Source organism: Cupriavidus gilardii, assembly GCF_013314895.1.
Taxonomy (GTDB): domain Bacteria; phylum Pseudomonadota; class Gammaproteobacteria; order Burkholderiales; family Burkholderiaceae; genus Cupriavidus; species Cupriavidus gilardii_C.
On the sequence record NZ_JABTYE010000005.1, the window covers coordinates 126,047 to 142,366 of the forward strand.

Annotated in this window: 9 protein-coding genes and 2 tRNA genes; 8 read left to right on the forward strand and 3 right to left on the reverse strand. The window is 68.1% G+C overall.

Going from position 1 to position 16,320, the window contains the following annotated elements:
• The first annotated feature begins 37 nt into the window (after positions 1–37).
• The 4 genes from folD (at position 38) to HTY53_RS06700 (ending at position 6,301) form a co-directional block, all read left to right on the forward strand.
• Positions 38–889 carry a bifunctional methylenetetrahydrofolate dehydrogenase/methenyltetrahydrofolate cyclohydrolase FolD gene (folD, locus tag HTY53_RS06685; RefSeq protein WP_174105714.1) on the forward strand — a complete coding sequence of 284 codons (852 nt, stop codon included), beginning with the start codon at positions 38–40 and terminating at the stop codon, positions 887–889.
• A gap of 214 nt (positions 890–1,103) precedes the next feature.
• Positions 1,104–3,191, forward strand: a complete 2,088-nt coding sequence (locus HTY53_RS06690; RefSeq protein WP_174105716.1) for a M3 family metallopeptidase — start codon at positions 1,104–1,106, stop codon at positions 3,189–3,191.
• Between the two features lie 116 nt (positions 3,192–3,307).
• Positions 3,308–4,105, forward strand: coding sequence for an exodeoxyribonuclease III (gene xth, locus HTY53_RS06695; RefSeq protein WP_174105879.1), 798 nt, complete (start codon positions 3,308–3,310; stop codon positions 4,103–4,105).
• Between the two features lie 393 nt (positions 4,106–4,498).
• The gene (locus HTY53_RS06700) at positions 4,499–6,301 is read left to right on the forward strand and encodes a SulP family inorganic anion transporter (RefSeq protein WP_174105880.1); all 1,803 of its coding nucleotides are present in this window, start codon (positions 4,499–4,501) and stop codon (positions 6,299–6,301) included.
• 101 nt (positions 6,302–6,402) lie between these two features.
• On the opposite strand, the gene HTY53_RS06705 is transcribed toward HTY53_RS06700, so the two are convergent.
• The gene (locus HTY53_RS06705; RefSeq protein ID WP_006579010.1) at positions 6,403–6,666 is read right to left on the reverse strand and encodes a DUF1488 domain-containing protein; all 264 of its coding nucleotides are present in this window, start codon (positions 6,664–6,666) and stop codon (positions 6,403–6,405) included.
• 215 nt (positions 6,667–6,881) lie between these two features.
• On the opposite strand from HTY53_RS06705, the gene HTY53_RS06710 reads away from it, so the two are divergent.
• Positions 6,882–6,957, forward strand: a tRNA-Lys gene (locus HTY53_RS06710).
• A gap of 90 nt (positions 6,958–7,047) precedes the next feature.
• Here the strand turns inward: HTY53_RS06710 and HTY53_RS06715 are convergent.
• Entirely contained in the window at positions 7,048–8,427 is a 1,380-nt protein-coding gene (locus HTY53_RS06715; protein ID WP_174105718.1) for an 8-oxoguanine deaminase, read from the reverse strand.
• Positions 8,428–8,620: 193 nt separating this feature from the next.
• Positions 8,621–9,532: a LysR family transcriptional regulator gene (locus HTY53_RS06720; protein WP_174105720.1), complete on the reverse strand. Its 912-nt coding sequence runs from the start codon at positions 9,530–9,532 to the stop codon at positions 8,621–8,623.
• 155 nt (positions 9,533–9,687) lie between these two features.
• Here HTY53_RS06720 and HTY53_RS06725 point away from each other — a divergent pair.
• From HTY53_RS06725 to HTY53_RS06735, 3 genes are all read left to right on the forward strand, one after another.
• Positions 9,688–9,763: transfer RNA gene (locus tag HTY53_RS06725), tRNA-Lys, on the forward strand.
• Positions 9,764–10,014: 251 nt separating this feature from the next.
• Positions 10,015–11,025 carry a Bug family tripartite tricarboxylate transporter substrate binding protein gene (locus tag HTY53_RS06730; RefSeq protein WP_371556656.1) on the forward strand — a complete coding sequence of 337 codons (1,011 nt, stop codon included), beginning with the start codon at positions 10,015–10,017 and terminating at the stop codon, positions 11,023–11,025.
• A 373-nt stretch (positions 11,026–11,398) separates the two neighbouring features.
• A complete protein-coding gene (locus tag HTY53_RS06735; RefSeq protein WP_174105724.1) occupies positions 11,399–16,270 on the forward strand; it encodes an NAD-glutamate dehydrogenase in 4,872 nt (1,623 codons plus the stop codon).
• Positions 16,271–16,320 lie beyond the last annotated feature (50 nt).

The window sequence follows — 16,320 nt, forward strand, 5'->3', positions numbered from 1 at the left end:
CATCTCCCATCTCCCAGCCGCTTCTGCGTCCCCGCCCATGCCTGCCCAATTGATCGACGGCAACGCCCTTGCCAAGCAAATCCGTTCCGAAGCCGCCCAGCGCGCCGCCCGCCTGACCGAACGCGGTCACCAGCCGGGGCTGGCCGTGGTCCTGGTCGGCGAGGACCCGGCCAGCCAGGTCTATGTCCGCAACAAGGTCAAGGCATGCGAGGACAATGGTTTCTTCTCGTCGCTGGACCGCTATCCGGCCGATCTGTCCGAGGCCGATCTGCTGGCCCGCATCGACGAACTGAATCGCGACCCAAAAATCCACGGCATCCTCGTGCAGCTGCCGCTGCCCAGGCACATCGACAGCCACAAGGTACTGGAGGCGATCGCCCCGGAGAAGGACGTCGACGGCTTCCATGTCGCCAACGCCGGCGCGCTGATGACTGGCGCACCGCTGTTCCGTCCCTGCACGCCCTACGGCTGCATGAAGATGCTCGAGTCGATCCAGTACCCGCTGCGCGGCGCGCACGCGGTGGTGGTCGGCGCCTCGAACATCGTCGGCAAGCCGATGGCGATGCTGCTGCTGCAGGCCGGCGCCACCGTGACGATCTGCAATAGCAAGACGCGCGACCTCGGCGCCCATACCCGCCAGGCCGACGTGATCGTCGCGGCGGTCGGCCGCCGCAACCTGATCACGGCCGACATGGTCAAGCCCGGCGCGGTGGTGATCGATGTCGGCATGAACCGCGACGACGCCGGCAAGCTGTGCGGCGACGTGGACTTCGCCGGCGTGCGCGAAGTCGCCGGCCATATCACGCCGGTGCCCGGCGGCGTCGGCCCGATGACGATCACCATGCTGCTGATCAATACGCTGGAGGCGGCCGAGCGCGCGGCGGGCTGAGGCGAGCGCCGGTACACTCGAAAACTCGCTCGAAAACTCGCTCGAAAACTCGCTCGAAAACTCGCTCGAAAACTCGCTCGAAAACTCGCTCGAAAACTCGCTCAAGAACTCGATCGATAGCTCGCTCGGGGAAGCCGCCCGAAACCCACGCTGGAAAACCGCGGATCCGCCCCAAGCTGCGGAATATCCGAACGTCACCGCCAACGAGAAAGCCATGGACCAAGCCGACAAGAACGCCGCCAACCCGCTGCTCGATTTCAGCGACCTGCCCCGCTTCGCCGAGATCCGCCCCGAGCATATCGGCCCGGCGCTGGACGTGCTGCTCGAAGCGGCCCAACGTGCCGTCGCGCTGGTCGAAGATCCGGCCCGGCCGGCGACCTGGGCCGATACCGTCGACACGCTGGAGCAGGCCACCGAGCCGCTGGGCCGCGCCTGGGGCGTGGTGGGCCATCTGAGCTCGGTCGCCGATACGCCCGCGCTGCGCCAGGCCCATGCCGAAAACCTGCCCCGCATGACCGAGTTCTGGTCCTCGCTGGGCCAGAATCTGGCGCTCTACGAAAAGTACAAGGCGCTGGCCGCCAGCCCCGAGTACGCGACGCTGAGCCCGGCCCGCAAGCAGTTGCTCGATAACGAACTGCGCGGCTTCCGCCTCGGCGGCGCCGAGCTGCCCGAAGACCAGAAGCCGCGTTTCGCCGAAATCCAGGAAAAGCAGGCGCAACTGGGCAAGGCCTTTTCCGACCACGTGCTAGACGCGACCAACGCCTATTCGCTGGTGATCGAAGACCCGGCCCGCCTGGCCGGCCTGCCGCCCGACACGCTCGAAGCGGCGCGCGAGGCCGCAGCCAAGGACGGCAAGGAAGGCTGGAAGTTCACGCTGCATTTCCCCTCGTATTTCCCGGTGCTGCAGTACGCCGACGACCGCGCGCTGCGCCAGACGCTGTACGAGGCCAACGTTACGCGCGCCTCCGAGCTGAGTCCGCAATACGGCACCGGCCAGGCCGATTGGGACAACACGGCCAATATGCGCGAGCAACTGGCGCTGCGTCGCGAAGAAGCGCGGATGCTGGGCTATGGCTCGTACGGCGAGGTGTCGCTGGTGCCCAAGATGGCCGATTCGCCGTCCGAGGTGCTGCGCTTCCTTGACGAGCTGGCCGCCAAGGCCCGCCCCTATGCCGAGCGCGACTGGGCCGAGCTGCGCGAATTCGCCGCGAAGGAATTGGGCCTGGCCGAACTCGCGCCGTGGGACGTCGCCTATGCGTCCGAGAAGCTGCGCCAGCAGCGCTATGCCTTCTCCGAGCACGAGGTCAAGCAATACTTCCCGGAGCCCAAGGTGCTCGAAGGCCTGTTCGGCGTCGTGCAGAAGCTGTTCTCGGTGCGCATTGCACCGGACGAGGCGCAGACCTGGCACAAGGACGTGCGCTTCTATCGCGTCACCACGCCGGACGGCGCGCTCCTCGCGCAGTTCTACCTGGACCTGTACGCGCGCGAAGGCAAGCGCGGCGGCGCCTGGATGGACGACGCGCGCGGCCGCCGCGAGCGCAGCGACGGCACCGTGCAGACGCCGGTCGCCTACCTGACCTGCAATTTCTCGCCGCCGGTCGGCGACAAGCCGGCGCTGTTCACGCACGACGAAGTCATCACGCTATTCCATGAGTTCGGCCACGGCCTGCACCACATGCTGACCCAGGTCGGCGAGCTGGGCGTGTCCGGCATCAACGGCGTCGAATGGGATGCGGTCGAGCTGCCCTCGCAGTTCATGGAGAACTTCTGCTGGGAATACGAGGTGCTGGCCGATATGACGCGCCATGTCGACACCGGCGAGCCGCTGCCGCGGGCGCTGTTCGAGCGCATGCTGGCGGCCAGGAATTTCCAGAACGGCATGATGACGCTGCGCCAGATCGTGTTCTCGGCCTTCGACATGCATCTGCACACGGACTTCGATCCGGATGGCGACAAGTCGGTGCTGGAACTGTCGCGCGAGATCAACGACCGCATTCACGTGGTGCCGCAGTACCCGCTGTCGCGCTGGCCGAACACCTTCAGCCATATCTTCGCCGGCGGCTATGCGGCGGGCTACTACAGCTACAAGTGGGCCGAGGTGCTGTCGGCCGATGTCTACGCCGCCTTCGAGGAAGCCGCGCAGCTGACCGGCAGCGTGCTCGACAGCGAGACCGGCGCGCGCTATCACCGCGAGATCCTGTCGGTAGGCGGCAGCCGCCCGGCGATGGAATCGTTCACCGCGTTCCGCGGCCGGCCGCCGCAGATCGACGCGCTGCTGCGCCACGGCGGGATGGCGGCATGAGCGGCGCGCCGCACGACCTGCCGGGCGGCCTCGATGGGGCCGCTCCGGCCGCTCCAGCCGTTCCCGCGCCGGGCAGCACGCTGCCGCCACCCGTGCCCGCCACCGCGCCGGCCACGCTGCGGATCGCCTCGTGGAACGTCAACTCGCTGAAGATCCGGCTGCCGCAGGTGCTGGACTGGCTGATCGCGCAGGAGAACGCCGATACGCCGATCGACGCGCTGTGCCTGCAGGAACTGAAGCTGCCCGAGGACAAGTACCCGCTGGCGGAACTGGAGAGTGCCGGATTCCACAGCATCTTCGTCGGCCAGAAGACCTATAACGGCGTGGCGATCCTGGCGCGCAACACCACCATGCCGCCCGCCACCGACGTGGTGCGCAATATCCCCGGCTTCGAAGACGAACAGCAGCGCGTGGTCGCCGGCACCTATGGCGACGTGCGCCTGATCTGCGCGTACTTTCCCAATGGCCAGGCACCGGAGAGCGACAAGTTCGCCTACAAGCTGCGCTGGCTCGAGGCGCTGACCGCGTGGCTGCGCGAGGAGCTGCAGCGCTATCCGAAGCTGGCGCTGCTGGGCGACTTCAATATCGCGCCCGAAGACCGGGACGTGCACGACCCGGCGAAGTGGGAAGGCCAGAACCTGGTCTCGCCGCCCGAGCGCGCCGCCTTCCAGCGGCTGCTCGAACTGGGCTTCGCCGACGCCTTCCGGCTGTTCGAGCAGCCGGAGAAGAGCTTCTCGTGGTGGGACTACCGGATGCTGGCGTTCCGCCGCAATGCCGGCCTGCGGATCGACCATATCCTGCTGTCGCCGGCGCTGCGCGAGCGCTGCACGGACTGCACGATCGACCGCACGCCGCGCAAATGGGAACAGCCGTCGGACCATACGCCGGTGGTTGCCACGATGCGGCTGGGGTGAACATCGGGGCCGTTGCGGCGATCGCTGCAGCGGCCGCTTGATCCTCCCCGAGCGGCCGACTCATCGGTCCCAACACATCGCCCGCCCGGGGCGATGTTTTTCGAATGGCGGTGGCATCGCTTATCATGCGGGGCAGAGACTCTACCGACGCGCCGGCCCACGAGCCGTCGCGCAGCCCCTCGGGCCCGCCATGCAAGCCTTGCAACCGCTTCCTTCCTTCGCCTTTCTTCCCGCCCGCCTGACGAACGTCGCCGGCGCCACTGACCTGCCGCGGGACGCCGTTCCCGCGACCCCGCGGTGACGGCCCCGGCGGTGAGCTGCCCCGCCCGCGGCTGGCAACGGCTGCTGCCGGCCTGGCGCCATCGCGTCACCACGGCGACGCTGCGCGCCGACATGCTGGCCGGCCTGCTCGGCGCGGTGCTGGTGCTGCCGCAGGGCGTGGCGTTCGCCACGTTGGCCGGGCTGCCGCCGCAATACGGCATCTACGCCGCGGTGGTGCCCTGCATCGTTGCCGCGCTGTTCGGCTCGAGCTGGCACGTGATGTCCGGCCCGACCAATGCGAATTCGCTGGCGCTGTTCGCGATGCTCAGCCCGATCGCCTTCGCCGGCAGTCCCGAATACATCAATCTGGCGCTGGTCGTCACGATCCTGGTCGGCGTGCTGCAACTGGCGGTCGGCACGCTGCGGCTCGGTTCGCTGGCCAATTTCATCTCGCCGTCGGTGCTGCTCGGCTTTACCTGCGGCGCGGCGTCGCTGATCGCGTTGTATGCGCTCAAGGATCTGTTCGGGCTGCAGGTGCCAACCGGCACCAGCGCCTTCGGGGTGGTGCGCCACCTGTTCGAACAGGCCGCCACCATCAACTGGAGCGCGGCGGCGGTAGGCGCCATGACGCTGGCCGTCACGCTGGCAGTCAAGCGCGTCTCGCGCCGGCTGCCGTTCATGCTGCTCGGGCTGCTGGCTGGCTTCGTCTGCGCCTGGCTGCTGAACCGCAGCGGCTGGGGCGGCGCGCATCATGTCGACGTGGTCGGTCCGATTCCGGCGGCCATTCCCCCTTTTCGCATTCCCGACATCCCCTGGGACCGCCTGTCCGACCTGCTCGGCATCGCCTCGGCGTTGACCATCGTCGCGCTCGGCCAGTCGATCTCGATCGCCAAGGCCGTCGCGCTGCGGTCGGGCCAGCACATCGACGCCAATCGGGAATTCATCGGCCAGGGGCTGTCGAATGTCGCCGGCGGCTTCTTCTCGGCCTATATCTCCTGCGGCTCGCTCAATCGCTCGATGCCGAATTTCGAGGCCGGCGCGCAGACGCCGCTGGCCAGCGTGTTCTCCGCGCTGCTGCTGGTCGCGCTGGTCGCGGTCAGCGCGCCGCTGCTGGCGCAGATTCCGCTGGCGGCGATCGCGGCGATGCTGCTGCTGGTGGCGTGGGGGCTGTTCGATTTCGCGCGGCTGCGACGCATTGCGCGGCTCTCGCGCACGGAGTTCGCGATCGCGCTCGGCACCTTCGGCGCCACGCTGATGATCCGGCTGGAAATGGCCGTGCTGCTCGGTACCGTGCTGTCGCTGGTGGCCTATCTATATCGGACGTCGCGGCCGGCGGTGCGTACGCTGGTGCCGGACGCCGACGATCCCGACCGGCGCTTCACGCCGCTGGACGAACTGCGCCGCCCGCAGCCGGAATGCCCGCAGTTGAAACTGATCCGGATGGAAGGCGCGATCTTCTTCGGCGCGGTTCAGTACGTCACCGACCGGCTGCACGAGGCGCGCGCGCAGATTCCCACGCAGACGCGCCTGCTGGCGATGACCAAGAGCATGAATTTCATCGACCTGGCCGGCGCGGAAATGTGGGAGGCAGAACTGGCCGAGCGCCGCGCGCTGGGCGGCGATCTCTATTTCCATCGTCCGCGCACGCAGGTGCTGCAGACCTGGGCGCAGACGGGGTTTATCGCCAAGCTCGGCGAGGACCATATCTTCGCCACGAAGCGGCACGCGCTGCACAGCATCGTGCCGACGCTGGATCCGCAGATCTGCGCGACATGTACGGTGCGGGTGTTCGAGGAGTGCCCGCACGAGGCCGCAAAACCGGCAGGATCAGGCGAGTTGGGCGAGTTGGGCGAGTCAGGCGAATCGGGCGAATCGGTTCAAGCCACCCGGCCGGAAGTCACAGCGGGCGCGATCGAAAAGACAAAGCGGGGATAAGCGGAAATGAAAAACGCCGGTATGAAACCGGCGCCAGACTGGGTCCAGACGCAGCGCGCCCTGTTGCCCGGACCGTAGCGGTCCGATGCTGGCGCCCCTGCTCAGACGGGCGCCACGTGCGCGCGCTTGACCACGATGGGCTGCGGCACGCCCTGTTCGATCAACACGACTGCGGCGCGTTCGATGGTATCGCGGCCGGCGCGGAATGCTTCTTCGAGCGACAGCACCTGATCGGCGCTGAATCCTTCCCACAATGCCTCGCGCGTGACCACGCAGGTCACCTTCTGGCCGTCGACAATGGCGTGAAACAGCAAGCCTTCGTTATTGATGTCATAACGATCTTGCTCCTGGAATTTGATCTCCATCGGTACAGCCCTCCATTGCAAGTGAGTGGGCATCCTAACATGGGTCCCGCCGGCCTCGCAGAAAAGTCCTTTGCGAAGATCGGTCATCTGCCGAGACTGCCGCCGCCATCCCGAGTTCCCATTCGCACCCGCAAATTTTGTCACGCGAGCTGAAGCGGCAAGCCGCGCCGGGATTTGACAACTTTACAAATAATGCTAGAATCTCGGACTTCGTTGGGGCGTTAGCTCAGTTGGTAGAGCAGCGGACTCTTAATCCGTAGGTCGAGTGTTCGAGTCACTCACGCCCCACCAGCGAATATTGTAGAAAAGGCCGGGCTGCTTCGCAGCGCCGGCCTTTTTGTTTGGCATTTTGTCTGGCTGTAACCAGCGCACGCCGGACGTTCAGCGCCGGGCCTGCACCAGCTCCCGCGCCATGCGCCGATGCTCTGCCAGCACCGTCGGCAGATCGGCGCTCTGCAGCACGCCGTCGCGCACCACCACCCTGCCGTTGATCACGCTGGTCGACACCGTGCCCGGCGTGCAGAACACCAGCGCGGCGACCGGGTCGTGTCCAGCGCCCGCATAGCCGACCGCGGACATGTCGAAGGCGACGAAGTCGGCCGACATGCCGGGCGCGAGCGCGCCGATATCGTCGCGGTTCAGTACCTTCGCGCCGCCCAGCGTGGCGATCTCCAGCGCCTCGCGCGCGCCCATCGCCGCCGGCCCATAACCCACACGTTGCAGCAGCATCGCCTGGCGCGCCTCGCCCAGCATGTGCGCGCCGTCGTTGGACGCGCTGCCGTCGACACCGAGCCCGACCGGCACCCCGGCGTCGCGCATCGCGCGCACCGGCGCAATGCCCGAAGCGAGCCGCATGTTCGAGCAGGGACAGTGCGCGACGCCGGTGCCGGTGCGCGCGAACAGCGCGATGCCGTCGGCATCGAGCTTGACGCAGTGCGCGTGCCAGACATCGTGGCCCACCCAGCCCAGGTCCTCGGCATACTGCGCCGGCGTCATGCCGAAGCGCTCCAGCGAATAGGCGACGTCGTTGTCGTTCTCTGCCAGATGGGTATGCAACGAGACGCCATAGTGGCGCGCCATCGTGGCCGACTCGCGCATCAGCTCGCGCGACACCGAAAACGGCGAGCACGGCGCCAGCACCACGCGCAGCATCGCGTGGCGCGAGGCATCGTGGTACTGCTCGATCAGCCGCTGGCTGTCGCGCAGGATCGCCTCCTCCTGCTCCACCACCGCATCGGGCGGCAGCCCGCCCTTGCTGCGCCCGACGCTCATCGAGCCACGCGCCGCATGAAAGCGCATGCCCATCTGCGCGGCGGCCTCGATCGCATCGTCCAGCCGCGAACCGTTCGGATACAGATAGAGGTGGTCGCTGGTGGTGGTGCAGCCCGACAGCATCAGTTCGGCCATCGCGGTGCGGGTCGACGCAGCGATCATGCGCGGCGTCAGATTGGCCCACAGCATGTACAGCTCGCCGAGCCAGCCGAACAGTTCGGCATCCTGCGCGGCCGGCACCGCGCGCGTCAGGCTCTGGTACATGTGGTGATGCGTGTTGATCAGGCCGGGCAGCACGACATGGCCGCGCATGTCGAGCACCTGTGCGCTGCCATCGTCGATGCGCGCGCGCCAGTCGGCCGGCAGATCGGCGGTTGCGCCGACCCACCGGATCGCCGGCCCCTCAGCCACCAGCGCACCGTCGGCAATCTCGCGGCGGTTCGCGTCCATGGTCACCAGGACGTCGGCGTGGGTCAGGATCAGCGTCATATCGTTGTCTCCCTGATGGCGGATAGTCGGATAGTCGGATAGCCGGATGGTCGGCGCTGGGATAGCGGGCGCCAGTCTACGGCGAGCGGCCGGCCGCGCGATAGCGCCGATTTGCGCCCACGGTGTGCACATTGCGCGCACACCGGCAGGGACGCCGCTCTGCCGCCGGATGCCTTTGCCGACAGGGCGCGCGCTAACGCCCGGTCCCGCCGGACAGCGCCTTCAACGCTGCGCCGATCCGTTCGGCCATCAGGGAGGCCGCCGAATCGAGCGGACTGCGTGCCCGGGCGAACAGCGTGAGCCGCTGCAGCGGCAAGCCAGGATCGCGCAACGGCACGAACGCCAGCGTGCCGGCCTCCAGTTCCTCGATGGCGTCGAGCGGGTTGAGCAGCGCGATGCCGGCGCCGAGCATCACGAGCCGCCGCATCAGCACGGTCGACCCGGCCTCGACCGCCGCGGGCACCGGAATCGCGGCCCGAACGAACGCATCATCGAGCAGACCGCGAAGCGACATCGTGGCCACCGGCAGGATCAGCGGATAGCCGACGCATTCGGCCAGCAGGGCCGACGACTGCTCGGCGAGCGGATGACCGGGTGCGACCACCGCGCCGATCGGCCATTCGCCGCCGGCCAGCGTTGCGAAGGCCGGCGCCGGTGACACGTCGTAGCCCAGCCCGAGCTCGGCGTCACCGTCGGCCAGCGCGGCGACGATCTCGGCCACCGGCAGGTCCAGCACGCGCACCACGATGCCGGGATGGCGTCGACGGAAATCGTGAACAAGCGGGGGCAACAGCGAACCCGCCAGGCCGGCGGTAGTAGCGATCGTGACGATGCCCCGCTGTCCCGCGTGGTAGGCCGCGATCCGCTCGCGCAGCGCGTCGTGCTCGCGCAGGGTCTGCCGCACGTGGGCCAGCACCATCTCCCCGAGCGGCGTCAGCCGCAGCCGGCGCTGGATGCGCTCGAACAGCGGCGCCCCGAGCTCGGCCTCCAGATCCAGAATCTGCCGGTTGATGGCGGTCGGCGCGACGTGCAGCACCGCGGCCGCCTTGCGGATCGACCCGCAGCGGACCACTTCATCCAGATAGCGCAACACGCGGGCATGCATCGATCCAGGTCTCCGGGGAATGTCGCCGCGGCAGCAGCCCGCGCGCGACAGCCGGGCATTGTAGCCGCGCAGGGGTTGCTCGCTGTCAGGCGTCTCCGGCATCGCTTCAGTGCTTGCAAACCCCGGAAGTCCGCGCTAGAATAGCGGACTTCGTTGGGGCGTTAGCTCAGTTGGTAGAGCAGCGGACTCTTAATCCGTAGGTCGAGTGTTCGAGTCACTCACGCCCCACCAGCGAATTCTCGAAAGGCCGGACTGCATCGCAGCCCGGCCTTTTTGTTTGCCGCCTCCTTCACGCTTCCCTTACCTCGCGTGCCTGCGGCTCGTTCAGCGCACCTCGTTGTTACGGGTTCCCTGTTACGGGTTGTTACTGATATCCCCGCCGCGCCATTCCGGGTTGAATGCCGGTCCGGGCATATTACGAAACCAAGTTCCGCTATACGGAACCCTTGCCCGACCCCGACCGGTGCCCCGCCCCTCTCGCGATGCGCCGGCCAACGCAACAGATGGAGGCATTCTTGAAATCCGCATTGACCGCCAGCGTGGCAGCCTGCGTGGCCGCACTCGGCCTGACCCACGGCGTCGCGCACGCCCAGGCCTATCCCAACAAGCCGGTGCGGCTGATCGTCCCGTTCGCCGCCGGCGGCACCACCGATATCGTCGCCCGCGCGGTGTCCGACGCGCTTGGCCGCCAGTTGGGCCAGCCCGTGGTGGTGGAGAACCGTGGCGGCGGCGGTGGCGCGATCGGCGCCGATGCGCTCGCCAAGTCCGCGCCCGACGGCTACACCATCGGCATCGCCACGGTCAGCACCATGGCGACCAACCCGGCCACCAATCCGAAGAATCCGTACGACCCGCTGAAGGACTTCGCGCCGATCACCAATCTGGTCAACGTGCCGAACGTGCTGACGGTCAATCCGAAGGTCCCGGCCAGGAACCTGAAGGAGTTCATCGCGCTGCTGCGCGCCGAGCCCGGCAAGTACAGCTATGCGTCGGCCGGCAAGGGCAGCATCTCGCATCTGGACGGCGAGCTGTTCAAGCTGACCACGAAGACCGACATGGTCCACGTGCCGTATCGCGGCTCCGGTCCGGCGCTGAACGACACGCTGGCCGGCCAGGTCAGCGGCCAGTTCGACAACCTGCCGTCGTCGATGCCGCATATCCAGGCCGGCAAGCTGCGCGCGCTGGCGGTGGCCGCACCCAAGCGCGTCGAAGGGCTGCCCGATGTGCCGACCTTTGCCGAGGAAGGCATGAAGGACAACAACAATATGGCCTGGTATGGCCTGGTCGCGCCGGCCGGCACGCCGCCCGCGATCGTGGCACGCCTGCACGATGCCGCCGTCAAGGCGCTGCAGGATCCGGCCGCCAAGCGCCGGCTGACCGAAAGCGGCGCCTATCCGGATGGCAACACGCCGCAGCAGTTCGCCGCGCAGATCAAGCGCGAACTGGAACTGCGCAAGAAGATCGCGCAGGAGCAGAAGATCACGCTCGAGTAATCGGGCGCCGCGCGCGGACCGCCCCAGCCGGCGGCGGTCCGCCTCTTCCCTGGCTGCCGCCACGCTCCTCCCTCGCTGCTCTCGCTGCTCTCGCTGCTCTCGCTGCTCTCGCTGCTCTCGCTGCTCTCGCTGCCCTCGCTGCCCTCGCTGCTCCTTCGCAGCACCGGCCCACGCCGGCCCTCCCCGCCCCGCTTTCCCCTTGTCCCGCCAACGCCGTGTTTATGCTCTACATTAAGAGCAGGCACCGGCACTCGCCTCGCCCTCCGACGGACTGCCGCGCATCGCACCGATATGACGCGATAGTCGCCATACCGCGCGATCGCATGCGATGCGACCCGATACGACGGCCGGCGGCCTCCCCCAAGGAGACATCATGCAAGCGGACAGCGAAGAACGCGTCGAACAACAACTGGCCGATCTGGTGGAGTTTGCGCGAGCCCGCCTGCCGGACGCCGTCTTCGCCATCGCGGAACCGCTGCTGCGGCACTACTACGACGTGTCCGACGCCGAGGATCTGGCCGAGCGCGATATCGCCGACCTCTACGGCGCCGCGATGGCCCACTGGCAGACCGCGCAACGCTTCGTGCCAGGCCGCGCGCAAGTACGCGTCTACAACCCCAACCTCGAACAGCACGGCTGGCATTCCGACCACACCGTGATCGAGATGGTCAACGACGACATGCCGTTCCTGGTCGACTCGGTGACGATGGAGATCAACCGGCATGGCCTGACGCTGCATTCGGCCTTCCATCCTGTATTCCGCGTCTGGCGCGGGCAGGACGGCGGCATCGCGCGCATCGCGCTGGGAGGCGACAAGGCGCCCGACCCCGAATCGCGGCTCGAATCGTTCATCCACTTCGAGGTCGACCGCTGCAGCGAGCCGGCACAGCTGGAGGCGCTGCGGGCCGGCATCACACGCATCCTCGGCGATGTGCGGGCCGCGGTCGAAGACTGGCCGAAGATGCTGGACATCGCACGCGCCAGCATCGCCGATCTGCAGCGCCTGCCCGGCGGCAATGAAGGCGATACGGCCGAAGCCTGCGCGCTGCTGCAGTGGATGGTCGACGACCACTTCTGCTTCCTCGGCCATCGCGACTACCAGCTGGTCGAGCAGGACGGCCGCTTCTTTCTGCGCGGCGTGGCGGGCTCCGGCGCGGGCCTTCTGCGCGAAAGCCGGCGCGCGCCCACCGCGGAGGACCTGACGCCGCTGCCGCCTGCGGCGACCGCCATCATCCAGGGCGAATCGCCGATCTTCCTGACCAAGGCCAACTCGCGCTCGACGGTGCACCGGCCCGGCTATCTCGACTACATCGGCATCAAGCTGCTCGATGCCAACGGCAAGCTGTTCGGCGAGCGGCGCTTTCTCGGGCTGTACACGTCGACGACCTATATGGTGTCGACCAGCGAGATACCGCTGGTGCGCCGCAAGTGCGCCCATATCCTGGCGCGAGCGGGCTTTCTGCAGCGCGGCCATCTGTACAAGTCGCTGGTCACGATCCTCGAGCAATATCCGCGCGACGAACTGTTCCAGGCCAGCGAGGACGAACTGTTCGACATCGCGCTGGGCATCCTGCGGCTGCAGGAACATCAGCGCATCCGGCTGTTCGTGCGGCGCGACCGCTTCGACCGCTTCGTCTCCTGCCTGGTGTTCGTGCCGCGCGACAAGTACAACACCGATTTGCGCCAGCGCATCCAGAAGCTGCTGATGCAGGCGTTCGGCGGCACGAGCTGCGAGTTCACGCCGCAGCTGTCCGAGTCCCCGCTGGCGCGCATCCATCTGACCGTGCGCGGCGAGCCCGGCACCATGCCCGAGGTCGATACGCGCGCGCTGGAGGAACGCATCGTTGCCGCGACACGCCGCTGGCAGGACGATCTCGCGGCGGCGCTGCTCGACAAGGCCGGCGAGGAACAGGGCAACCGGCTGCTGCGCCGCTACGGCGACTCGTTTCCCGCCGGCTATCGCGAGGACTACCCCGCGCGCACCGCGGTGCGCGATATCGAGCTGATGGAGCTGGCACGGCGGCGCAACGGCCTGTCGATGAATCTGTATCGGCCGATCGAGGCCCCGCCTGGCGCATTCCGCTTCAAGGTCTATCGCGCCGGCGAGCCGATCGCGCTGTCGCACAGCCTGCCGATGCTCGAGCATCTCGGCGTGCGCGTGCACGAGGAACGGCCCTACCGGATCGAGCCCGACGAGGGCGCGCCGCTGTGGATCCATGACTTCGGCCTCGAACTGATCGGCGGCGCCGAGCTCGACATGGCCCGCGCCAAGGACCTGTTCGAAGACGCCTTCGCCCGGGCCTGGGATGGCGCGATCGAGAACGACGACCTGAACCGGCTGGTGCTGCTGGCCGAGATGCCGGCACGCGACGTGACGATCCTGCGCGCCTACGCGAAGTATCTGCGGCAGGTCGGCTCGACCTTCAGCGACGCCTATATCGAGCGCGCGCTGACCGGCAATCCGCGCATTGCTGCGCTGCTGGTGGCGCTGTTCGCCGCGCGTTTCGATCCCGCCATCGATCCTGCCAACGATGCCGGCTCGGCCCCGGCGCGCGAGACCCGCTGCGCGCAGTTGCTCGAGGCGATCGGTGCCGCGCTCGACGAGGTGCCCAATCTCGATGAGGACCGCATTCTGCGCCAGTTCCTCGGCGTGATTCAGGCCACCACGCGCACCAACTGTTTCCGCCTGAGTGCCGACGGCACGCCGCGCCCGTGCCTGTCGTTCAAGCTCGATCCGGCGCGCGTGGCCGGATTGCCCGAACCGCGGCCGATGTTCGAGATCTGGGTCTACTCGCCGCGCGTCGAAGGCGTGCATCTGCGCGGCGGCCGTGTTGCGCGCGGCGGACTGCGCTGGTCCGATCGCCGTGAAGACTTCCGCACCGAGGTGCTCGGGCTGATGAAGGCGCAGATGGTCAAGAATACGGTGATCGTGCCGGTCGGTTCCAAGGGCGGCTTCGTCGTCAAGCGGCCGCCCTCGCCCACCGATCGCGATGCCTGGATGGCAGAAGGGGTCGCCTGCTATCAGACCTTCCTGCGCGGCCTGCTCGATGTCACCGACAACCTGGCCGGCGGCGCGGTGGTGCCGCCGCCCCAGGTCGTGCGGCACGATGACGACGACCCCTATCTGGTGGTCGCCGCCGACAAGGGCACCGCCAGCTTTTCGGACTATGCCAACGCGATCTCGGCCGAATACGGCTTTTGGCTCGCCGATGCCTTCGCCTCCGGCGGCTCGGTCGGCTATGACCACAAGAAGATGGCGATCACCGCGCGCGGCGCCTGGGAATCGGTCAAGCGGCATTTCCGCGAGCTCGGCATCGATATCCAGTCGACCGACTTCACCGTCGTCGGCATCGGCGACATGTCCGGCGACGTGTTCGGCAACGGCATGCTGCTGTCTCCCCATATCCGGCTGCTGGCCGCATTCGACCACCGCCATATCTTCCTGGACCCCGATCCGGATACCGCCGTCAGCCTGGAAGAGCGGCGCCGGCTGTTCGCGTTGCCGCGTTCGAGCTGGGCCGACTACGATGCGAGCAAGATCTCGGCCGGCGGCGGCGTGCACCCGCGCAGCGCCAAGACCATCGCGCTGACGCCGCAGGTGCGCGCCGCGCTCGGCATCGAGGCGGCGGCCCTGACCCCGGCCGAGCTGATCCAGGCGATTCTGACGGCGCCGGTCGACCTGCTGTACAACGGCGGCATCGGCACCTACGTCAAGGCCACCGACGAGACCCACCAGCAGGTGGGCGACCGCGCCAACGACGCGGTGCGCGTCAACGGCGCGTCGCTGCGCTGCAAGGTGGTCGGCGAAGGCGGCAACCTCGGTTTCACGCAGCGCGGCCGCATCGAATTCGCGCTCGCGGGCGGCCGCATCCATACCGATGCGATCGACAATTCGGCCGGCGTCGACTGCTCCGATCACGAGGTCAATATCAAGATTCTGCTCGGGCTGGTGGTCGCCGATGGCGAGATGACCGACAAGCAGCGCAACAAGCTGCTGGCCGAGATGACCGACGAAGTGGCGGCGCTGGTGCTGCAGGACAACTACTACCAGACCCAGGCGCTGTCGATCGCCAACCGGCGTGCCGCGGACGTGCTCGATATCGAGGCCCGGCTGATGCGCGCGCTCGAACGCGCGGGCCGGCTCAATCGCGCGATCGAATTCCTGCCGCCCGACGAGGAGATCGTCGAGCGCAAGGCCGCAGGGCTCGGCCTGACCTCGCCCGAGCGCGCGGTGCTGCTCGCGTACAGCAAGATGTGGCTGTACGACGCGCTGCTTGCCTCCGACGTGCCGGAGGACCCGACCGTGGCCGGCCTGCTGGCAGACTATTTCCCGCAACCGCTGCGTGCGCGCTACGCCGACGCGATGCAGCGGCACCCGCTGCGTCGCGAGATCCTCGCCACCTATCTGACCAACACGCTGGTCAACCGCGTCGGCCCGACCTTCGTGCACCGGATGATGGAGGAGACCGACGCGCGCCCGGCCGATATCGTGCGCGCCTGCCTGACCGCGCGCGATGTGTTCGGACTGACCGGGTTGTGGCAGGCCATCGACGCGCTGGACAACCGCGTCGCCGACGAGGTGCAGGCCGGCATGTTCGCCGGCCTGGCCCGGCTGCTCGAAGGCGCGACGCTATGGCTGCTGCGGCGGCGCCCGACCAACGGTGCGCCGGCGGGCGCGCGGCCGGACTACGCCGCCGCGGCGGTCTGGCTGACGCCGCGGCTGCCGACGCTGCTGGCCGAGCACGAGGCCGCCGCGCTGACCCAGCGGCGCGAGTCGCTGACCGCGCTCGGCATCGACGACGCGCTGGCCCTGCAGGTGGCGGCCGGCGATATCGCCGTCGCCGCCCTGGATATCGCCGAGGTTGCCTCGGGCTGCGAGCGCAGCCTGGCGCAGGTGGCGGATGTCTATTTCGCGCTGGACCGGCATCTGAGCTTCGGTTGGCTGCGCGAACGCGCGCAGGCGCTGCCGGCGGACACGCACTGGGATCTGCTCGCGCGCACCACCACGCTGGACGATCTGGACCGGCTCAAGCGCGCGCTGACCGTCAGCGTGCTGCAGCAGGCCGGCGGCGGCACGCGCGAAGAAGGCGCCGATGGACTGATCGAGCGCTGGCGCCAGGCCCGGCACGCGCCGCTCGAACGCTTCGGCCGCATGCTGGCCGACCAGCGCGCGGCCGGCGCCACCGGGCTGTCGATGCTGTCGGTGGCCACGCGCGAGATCGGCATGCTGGAGCACGCCGCCTGATTGGCCGCGACGCTGGCACGCGCTCTTGCGCAGCGCAGCACTGCGTGTGG

Bases quoted from the DNA above. Each gene is read 5' to 3' on its own strand.
- folD (WP_174105714.1), top strand. From the start codon at position 38: ATGCCTGCCCAATTGATCGACGGCAACGCCCTTGCCAAGCAAATCCGT.
- HTY53_RS06690 (WP_174105716.1), top strand. From the start codon at position 1,104: ATGGACCAAGCCGACAAGAACGCCGCCAACCCGCTGCTCGATTTCAGC.
- HTY53_RS06700 (WP_174105880.1), top strand. From the start codon at position 4,499: ATGCTGGCCGGCCTGCTCGGCGCGGTGCTGGTGCTGCCGCAGGGCGTG.
- HTY53_RS06705 (WP_006579010.1), bottom strand. From the start codon at position 6,666: ATGGAGATCAAATTCCAGGAGCAAGATCGTTATGACATCAATAACGAA.
- HTY53_RS06715 (WP_174105718.1), bottom strand. From the start codon at position 8,427: ATGACGCTGATCCTGACCCACGCCGACGTCCTGGTGACCATGGACGCG.
- HTY53_RS06720 (WP_174105720.1), bottom strand. From the start codon at position 9,532: ATGCATGCCCGCGTGTTGCGCTATCTGGATGAAGTGGTCCGCTGCGGG.
- HTY53_RS06730 (WP_371556656.1), top strand. From the start codon at position 10,015: ATGCGCCGGCCAACGCAACAGATGGAGGCATTCTTGAAATCCGCATTG.
- HTY53_RS06735 (WP_174105724.1), top strand. From the start codon at position 11,399: ATGCAAGCGGACAGCGAAGAACGCGTCGAACAACAACTGGCCGATCTG.